Origin of the sequence: Geobacillus sp. Sah69 (assembly GCF_001414205.1) — a bacterium.
GTDB classification, from domain to species: Bacteria; Bacillota; Bacilli; order Bacillales; family Anoxybacillaceae; genus Geobacillus; species Geobacillus stearothermophilus.
Genome location: NZ_LLKS01000021.1, coordinates 23,197 through 30,766 on the forward strand (window position 1 = coordinate 23,197; position 7,570 = coordinate 30,766).

Annotated in this window: 8 protein-coding genes and 2 pseudogenes; 3 read left to right on the forward strand and 7 right to left on the reverse strand. The window is 55.9% G+C overall.

Annotated elements, in window-relative coordinates:
- Positions 1-155: 155 nt before the first annotated feature.
- The 5 genes from AP057_RS03790 to AP057_RS03805 all read right to left on the reverse strand — a co-directional run bounded on the left by AP057_RS03790 (position 156) and on the right by AP057_RS03805 (position 4,236).
- The gene (locus AP057_RS03790) at positions 156-818 is read right to left on the reverse strand and encodes a class D sortase (protein WP_049625969.1); all 663 of its coding nucleotides are present in this window, start codon (positions 816-818) and stop codon (positions 156-158) included.
- Positions 819-842: 24 nt separating this feature from the next.
- Positions 843-1,769 (reverse strand): processed acidic surface protein, encoded by a 927-nt coding sequence (locus AP057_RS03795; protein WP_055358119.1) that lies wholly within the window; start codon positions 1,767-1,769, stop codon positions 843-845.
- Positions 1,770-2,149: 380 nt separating this feature from the next.
- The gene (locus AP057_RS03800) at positions 2,150-3,526 is read right to left on the reverse strand and encodes an aspartate kinase (protein ID WP_055358120.1); all 1,377 of its coding nucleotides are present in this window, start codon (positions 3,524-3,526) and stop codon (positions 2,150-2,152) included.
- A 133-nt stretch (positions 3,527-3,659) separates the two neighbouring features.
- Entirely contained in the window at positions 3,660-3,818 is a 159-nt protein-coding gene (locus AP057_RS17265) for a hypothetical protein (RefSeq protein ID WP_155266779.1), read from the reverse strand.
- Positions 3,802-4,236: a DUF1284 domain-containing protein gene (locus AP057_RS03805; protein WP_033013751.1), complete on the reverse strand. Its 435-nt coding sequence runs from the start codon at positions 4,234-4,236 to the stop codon at positions 3,802-3,804. The genes AP057_RS17265 and AP057_RS03805 overlap by 17 nt, the downstream gene beginning before the upstream one ends.
- A 221-nt stretch (positions 4,237-4,457) precedes the next feature.
- On the opposite strand from AP057_RS03805, the gene AP057_RS03810 reads away from it, so the two are divergent.
- The 3 genes and pseudogenes from AP057_RS03810 (at position 4,458) to AP057_RS03820 (ending at position 6,282) form a co-directional block, all read left to right on the forward strand.
- On the forward strand, positions 4,458-5,018 hold the full coding sequence (locus AP057_RS03810; RefSeq protein WP_230581305.1) for a hypothetical protein: 561 nt from the start codon (positions 4,458-4,460) through the stop codon (positions 5,016-5,018).
- A gap of 5 nt (positions 5,019-5,023) precedes the next feature.
- Positions 5,024-5,713, forward strand: a pseudogene (gene adh / locus AP057_RS03815) (aldehyde dehydrogenase); the annotation flags it as partial.
- Between the two features lie 209 nt (positions 5,714-5,922).
- Positions 5,923-6,282, forward strand: a complete 360-nt coding sequence (locus AP057_RS03820; RefSeq protein WP_055358121.1) for a DUF779 domain-containing protein — start codon at positions 5,923-5,925, stop codon at positions 6,280-6,282.
- A 200-nt stretch (positions 6,283-6,482) separates the two neighbouring features.
- On the opposite strand, the pseudogene AP057_RS03825 reads toward AP057_RS03820, so the two are convergent.
- Positions 6,483-7,148 (reverse strand): annotated as a pseudogene (locus tag AP057_RS03825) (MFS transporter); the annotation flags it as partial.
- Positions 7,149-7,217: 69 nt separating this feature from the next.
- On the reverse strand, positions 7,218-7,570 hold a 353-nt coding region (locus tag AP057_RS03830; protein ID WP_152968857.1), incomplete at its 5' end, for a transposase.

The following is a 7,570-nucleotide window of genomic DNA, read 5'->3' on the forward strand; positions in this document are numbered from 1 at the left end:
GGCCATCAAACGTGGGCAGCGAAATCGACATGCACGAACGAAACCGGACAGTGTGGGCAGGTCGCCGATACGCGCCATTGACGCGCGACAGCTTTCATTCACTGACGCATCCCTCGCCAAAGCGAATGCTGTCCATGTCCATTGGCATGGACAGCTTACCATTCATTGTGAACGCGTTCCAGCGAAACGGTCTGAACCGGGCGGGCGGTGACGATGTAGCGCTTCGGGGCGCGGCCGATGAGACGGAACGGATAGCACGTCGTCACCGTCAACGTCGGACGTGCCTTGTTGACGAGAACGGTCCGATCATCGTCATCGACGATGCGGATGCGGACGATGCGATAATGAACAGCTGTGTCCGCCGCCCGGATGACGAGGGCATCACCGATCCCTAGTTCCCCAAGGCGGCGAAACACCGTGTCGCGATGCCCTGACAGCACAACATGCCCCTTTCCCCCCGGCCAAGCGCTGGCCGGGTAATGGCCGGCGCCGCGGCGCAGCTCTTGCTCGCGGACGCCTTCGTATACCGGGATCGCCACCCCGAGCTTCGGAATGACCAGCTCGCCAAGATGCGCCCCCAGCGGAGCAGCGGCTTGTTCAACCGGACGGCGGGACGCGTGGGCGGCTTCGGCCGCCGATGATGGAGACGAGTCCAAGGCAGGCAAGCGGACCGCCTCTTGATTCGCTGCTTTCCAGCCAACGATGTACCAATAGCCGTTCCAACCTGCTGTTGCCGCTCCGATGGCGAAAACGGCTGCGGCCGCCCAGCGGGCAGCTTTGCGTTTCCATCGATACCGAGGCGCATCTTTTTTCCACACTGTCTGCTCCCTCTTCACAGCCGCTCACCCTTTAAGGCGCCCCGCCCGCCGGTAAAGGAGAGCGCCTGCGACAGCCAGCAGCAACCCGGCCGCCGCCTGCGGCAAATACGGCGACGCCGTATCCGGCAATTTTTCTCCTTGCATCATCCCCTTCATCTCAAGCGCCAGCAGCCCGGCTTCAATCCCTTTCTCCCCGGCGCGGACGATGTAGCCGGACGTCAACATGTCCCTTGTCATCGCGATATCGGCCATTTCTTCACCTTGGCGGTTATACAATTTCACGTCGATCGTCTTCGTATCGGCTGCAGCGGCCGCTGACGGCTCCATCTCCCGCCCGTTGACATAGTACTTGGCCTCAAGCTGCAGCAAACGAAGCGCTTTTTCCCAAAGGGCTCGCAGTTCGCGACGTTGCTCATCCGTCCACGGCCCCTCGGTCTGCTCAAACGGGCGCAGCTGCGCACGAAGCGCCGCCAGCCGCCCAGCCAATTGCGGGTCGTCAATCGAGGCGATATGGCGGGTGAAGGCGCGTACTTCTTGTTCCGTCATCCCGAGCACCCCAAGCAAGTCGTTGATTTGCTGCATGGCGGCGTTATGCTGTGAGTAAAAGCGGACGGCCCGGTCTAAGTCTTCAACAAATGTGTAGTCTTGCACCGTTTCGCCAAACTGGCCGAGCAGCGCCTCGAGCTCCTCGACCGTCAGCCGGTGCCGACGCAAAACGGCATGAAGCCGCTCGTCAGTGATGGGCGTGCCGAGCCATTGTTTCATCTCATCCATGGTGCGAAAATCGGCGGCTGTCAAGCCGTATTGATCCAAATAAGCCAACAGGTCGCTCACTGTCCAGCCGACGCTCTCAGCATACTGCTCAAGCTCGCTTCGGCTGATGGCCGCCGCCCCAGCCGGAAACGAAGCGAAAACGGCGACAAGCACAGCCATTCCTAGCCATTGCCGCATTCGGTCTTCCTCCCTTTCGCTTTCTTTGACGTACATTGGTAGTATTTTCCGAACATGCCGCTCTTATGTACGCCAACCAGCGAAAAAAGAAGAAAGCTTGGCCTAGAGCGCTTGAACGTTCTCCCACCTACGCAAACGCTTAGAGATGGGAGATTCTCGGGGACACCTGCTATAAGGCAGACTGCCAGCCAGACCATCCCCGTCTGTCCCTGTGACTTGGCTGTTCCAACGAAGTCCTTCTTTCAAGATATTTTGAGCGGCGTTAGGGGACATCCATGATGGAAGACGCTGATTCATTCCCCCCTTCGGCTGATCGCGTGAAAGCGGGGGCTTCTCGGTACATAAGAACAGGCGCCCGAGTTTCGGACGCCTGTTTCGCGTTAGGAAAGGTGGCTTACGGTTGCCTGTTGGAAGTAGGCGTTGTACAATGCGCGCACCGCCTCGTTGACGACGTCTTCTTTGACGCCGAACATCATGCTCACTTCGGACGATCCTTGGTTGATCATCTCTAAGTTGATGTTGGCATTGGCAAGCGCCGTCACCGCTTTGGCCGCCATCCCGACCGTTTTTTCCATCCCTTCGCCGACCACCATGATGAGCGCCAGTCCGTATTCCACATTGACTTCGTCGACCGCCAGCTCCTCGCGAATGCGGGCTAAAATGCGTTCTTCTTTTCCGTCCGCGAGCTGGCTCGCCCGCAAAATGATCGACATGTTGTCGATGCCGGATGGCGTATGTTCATATGAAATGCCTTCGTCTTCTAAAATTTGCAGCACGCGGCGGCCGAATCCGATTTCGCGGTTCATTAAATATTTGCTGATGTTGATGCTGCAAAAGCCAGTGTCGCTCGCAATGCCGGCGACTGGTTCGTCGATATGATTGCGCTTGGCGACGATCCACGTGCCTGGAGCCGCCGGGTTGTTGGTGTTTTTGACGCAAACGGGAATGCCGGCGCGGTAGACGGGCTCCAGCGCCTCGTCATGGAAGACGGAAAAGCCGGAATACGACAGCTCGCGCATTTCCCGATACGTAATTTCCTTCAACTTGCGCGCATCAGCGACGATCGACGGGTTGACGCAATAAATCGAATCGACGTCGGTAAAGTTTTCATACACGTCGGCTTTCACGCCGGCGGCGACGATCGAGCCCGTAATATCCGACCCGCCGCGCGGGAACGTGACGATATGGCCCGATCGGGAATAGCCGAAAAATCCCGGGATGACCAAAACACCGCGACGTTCGCGCAGCTGCTTCAGTTTGTCGTACGACTCCGGGAGCACTTGGGCGTTGCCTGGCTCATCAGTGACGATAATGCCGGCTTCAAGCGGGCTGACGTAGCTCGTCTCAAGCCCGCAATCTTGCAGATAGAGCGCCATGAGCCTTGCGTTATGGTCTTCGCCGCTCGCTTTCATGGCGTCAAACAGGCGGGGCGGATCGTTCCGATAGGCGCTGATTTTGGATTGTAAGTCATCCACAAGTTCAGCCAAAAATCCATCAGCTTCCAACTCAAGTTCATCTACAATGTCGGCGTATCGTTTTGTGATTTCTTGCATCGTTTGTTCATACGGCTCATCCGCTGCCACCTGTTCGGCGAGCCGAATGAGCATATCCGTCACTTTCACATCATCTTTATACCGCTTTCCAGGAGCTGATACAACGACGATGCGGCGCTCGATATCCGAGCTGACGATGTCGGCCACTTTACGGAATTGTGCAGCGCTCGCCACCGAACTTCCACCGAATTTAGCTACTTTCATCGTTCATGACCCTTTCTGTCGAAAGTATCTATAATTGTTTATCATATCACATTTTTCCGCCCATGGAACTATTCATTTTTTAGAAATTTCCGCCAACGTCCCAAAACGCCGCCATCGCCGGCCATGACTCTCTTCAAAACAGATGGCGCCGTGCTTCGTCAATGGAAAGACGGTGCTGCAACAGCCCCCCCGCCTTGACAAACGGATGATGGTTCAGCACAGCGCCGTTTTTCCATCGTTCCTCCTCAATTTTTTCCGAAAACGGCCGCTCTGCCTCACGTTTGTGCCACATTGCCGCGGCGGACGTTGGCGATTCCTTCTTTGCAGACGCCATACGGCAGCCACGAGCAGTTGCGGCATAACTCGTCCAAATCATCCGGCTTGACCCGTTCCGCCGTCCGCCGGATCAGTTCAGACTTCCAATACACATTGCCCGGCTCCAAACCTAAATGGCGAATGACGTTTCCGTCAAGCGAACGGACGTGGGCATCGGAATTGGGGCCGGCTTCACACGTTGTCTCTCCATGATGCGGACAGGCGAGGCACGCCTCATCGAGCGCCGCGACGACTTCAATCGGGAAATCGTCGTGTTCATCGCGAATGCGGGCCACGATCTCCCACATTTTTTCCACGAACGACGGGCTGTAGCCCATGCCGCGAAACCCGTGCACACAAAGCAAATGGTGGCCGCGCAGACGCAACGGCTTCATGCTCCTCTCTCCTTTCCTTCGTCTCGTTCGAGCATATGACAGGCGCGTGAAAATATGCCTGTCGCGCCGTTCTTTCATCTCTAAAATCATCATACGCCAACTGGTCCCTAGCAGCAATCATGTATTTGACCGGCGCCTTTCCAACTTCTTTTTCATTCAAGGATGGGGAGCAACATGGTACAATGAAAGCGGCAACTTCGCAACGAAAGGAATGGCGAATGATGACGAAAGACGAAGCGGCACGTTGTCTTTCCGTTTTGCTTCACGAACTGACCAAACCATGGCGAAAAGAAAAAATCCATTCCGATGTGCTCGAAATCATTATGAAACTGCGCATCCAGGCAGCGGATGACGAACGCTATATGAATAATTTGCTCAGCAACATCGCCTTCGCCGGCGAATCGGCGCATGCGTTAAAGCAAATTTGGAGCTACATGCTGCGTGAGCAAACGTTTCTATCGCCACAGACGATCGAGGCGATGCTCACGGACGCCCAGCAAGCGATCCGGCGCCGGCTGCCGGAGCTGACCGCCCGCTATGAGCGTCCGTTTTTGTCCATCGATGACCCGCTCGAGCGGAAACGCCAGCTTGAGCGCTCCTACGGTGCGCTTCTTTTGTTCAACCGGATCGCCACCGACTTTTTGCTTGAGTTCGTCCGCGAAGAAAACGAAACGGCAGCGAGCGTCTTTTTCGCCGCCGACCCGAACGAGGCGATCGAAGTGTTCCATCATCTTTGTAGCGTCTACGCGAGCCGCTGGCTGGAAGGCCTGGAAGTCGATTGATGGACAAAGACGATGACTTTCTTGATAAAGCGCTTGAAGGCTTCACGATGTTCGCTCTAAACCAAGGCGAAGTGTGCACATGCCCGTCGCGCGCCCTCATCCATGAGTCGATTTACGACGCCTTTATGGAACGGGCGCTTGAACGCGTCAAGCAAATCAAGCAAGGCAATCCGCTCGATACGGAAACGATGATCGGCGCCCAAGCCTCCTCCGAACAGCTCGAGAAAATTTTGTCATACATCGACATCGGCAAACAGGAAGGCGCCGAACTTTTGATCGGCGGCGAGCGGAACATGCTCGAAGGAGAACTGCCCGGCGGCTATTACGTCAAGCCGACGGTTTTCAAAGGACATCACAAAATGCGCATCTTCCAAGAAGAAATTTTCGGCCCGGTGCTCGCGGTCACGACGTTTAAAGATCATGACGAAGCGCTTTCGATCGCCAATGAGACGCTGTACAGCCTTGGCGCCGGCGTCTGGACGCGCGACATCAACACCGCGTACCGCTTCAGCCGCGGCATCCAGGCCGGCCGCGTGTGAACGAACTGCTATCACATTTATCCGGCCCATGCGGCATTTGGCGGCTACAAGATGTCCGGCATCGGCCGCGAAACGCACAAAATGATGCTCGACCATTACCAACAAACGAAAAACTTGCTCGTCAGCTATTCGCCGAAAAAACTTGGCTTGTTCTAATACTCACCCACCCACTCTTTCATCGCCTCCCCGTTTTGAGGCGAAGAGCCCACCATGTTGACAAGGTGTCCCGGTTCCGTTCGGGACACCCTCTTTTGCCTTGACGACACTGCTGTTGTCTCACTCGTTCTCCGCCAAACAGCGGGCCGCCGATTGACCCCCCATACTGAAAACAAACGAAATGCATGAATGCAAAGGAGGGACACCCAATGGCTGAAGAACCGAAAGTCATCGCCACCGAAGCGGCGTTAAAATTGATTGAAAAATTAAAGGCGAAATACGGCCCACTTATGTTCCATCAATCCGGCGGCTGCTGCGACGGCAGCTCGCCGATGTGCTACCCGCTCGGTGAGTTGATCGTCGGCGATTCCGACGTGTTGCTTGGCGAAATCGGCGGCTGCCCGTTTTACATCGCCAAGGCGCAATACGAATATTGGAAGCATACACAGCTCATCATTGACGTCGTTCCCGGGCGCGGCGGCATGTTTTCACTGGGAGGCCCGGAAGGCGTCCGCTTTCTCACCCGCTCGCGCGTCTTCGGCCAAAGCGCAGAGGCAGGCGCGCCGTAGCTGACCGTTGCCGATCGTCACCGTGAAGCTGCCAAGCGCCGAGCATCGCGTTGATGCGAGACCCGCCCGGCGAAATGAGCGGCATAAAAGCAAACCGACGCCTACCTCTGGATGCCTCATTGCTCTTTTGTTCGTTGCCGCCCACAAAAAAGGCGGCCCGCCTTCTCGCCGAAAAGGCGCGGTCCGCCGTTTCCTTTTCTTCACTCGGTCTCGGTTTCCTGCTTCAACGGCTTCATCGCCTCTGCCCGATCAGACAAGACAATCCGTTTCAAACCGAACACGAAAAGCAAGCCGACCGCGATAAACGTGAGCCCGAACCAAAAGACTGCCTGCAGGGAATCGACAAGCGACTGCTTCAGCACCGGCACGAACATGTCCCGAAGCAGCGCTGGAATCTTGGCCATCGCTTCCGGACTGAGCAAGACGGAATACAGCCCTTGCGGATCGTCATGGATCATGTCCGCAAAGCGGTCGACAAGCCCTTTCGCCTGCGCCGGCAGCGCTTCGAGCTTTGGCATGAGCCGCTCGTCAAGCAAGGCTCTCGACCGGTGGTTCATGATGGCGCCAAGCACCGTTATCCCAAACGTCCCGCCAATCGAGCGGAAAAATTGGCTTGAAGATGTCACCACGCCAAGCTCCGATTTCGGAAAGCTTTCTTGCAAAGCAAGCGTCAAAATCGGCATCACGAGCCCTGTGCCAAGACCGAGAATGATCATATACATCGTCGCCGTCCATTTCGATGTCTCGACATCCATCGTGCCAAGCAGCCCGAATGCGGACGCCATAACGGCCATGCCGATGATCAGCTGCGGCTTCACCCCGATCCGGTATACCAGTCGACCGCCAAGGACGCTGCCGATGAGTAACTATTCACCCCAGTGCTAGTGTATAAAAAAGCCCAGCACAAATAGGGCATTTCGGTCATAGAAAATGCCCTAGGTAGCGGAAAGAACTCGATCGATCGTTTCGCCTGCCAACAGAAGACATAACGAATCCCACACGTTTTTTTCGTGTTTCGTCAGTGTGGAAACGATGCTTCTTGCGATGCAAAACGACTGCGCGAATGTTTCTTCGCGAAACGTACCCGAAATGTTCTCTTTGACTTTGACCATGCGAAGATCGCGTTCGGCTTGGTTGTTATCAAAGGGAACATGTACTTCACGTAAGAAACGCAGCGCTTCTTCCTTTCGTTTTTGAAGGCGTCGAACAAAAGCGAGTGCTTTTTTCGGAAGAGGCGTCATCGTTKCTAATCGGTGTTGTGCTCTTTCTAGGATGCGATCATACACTC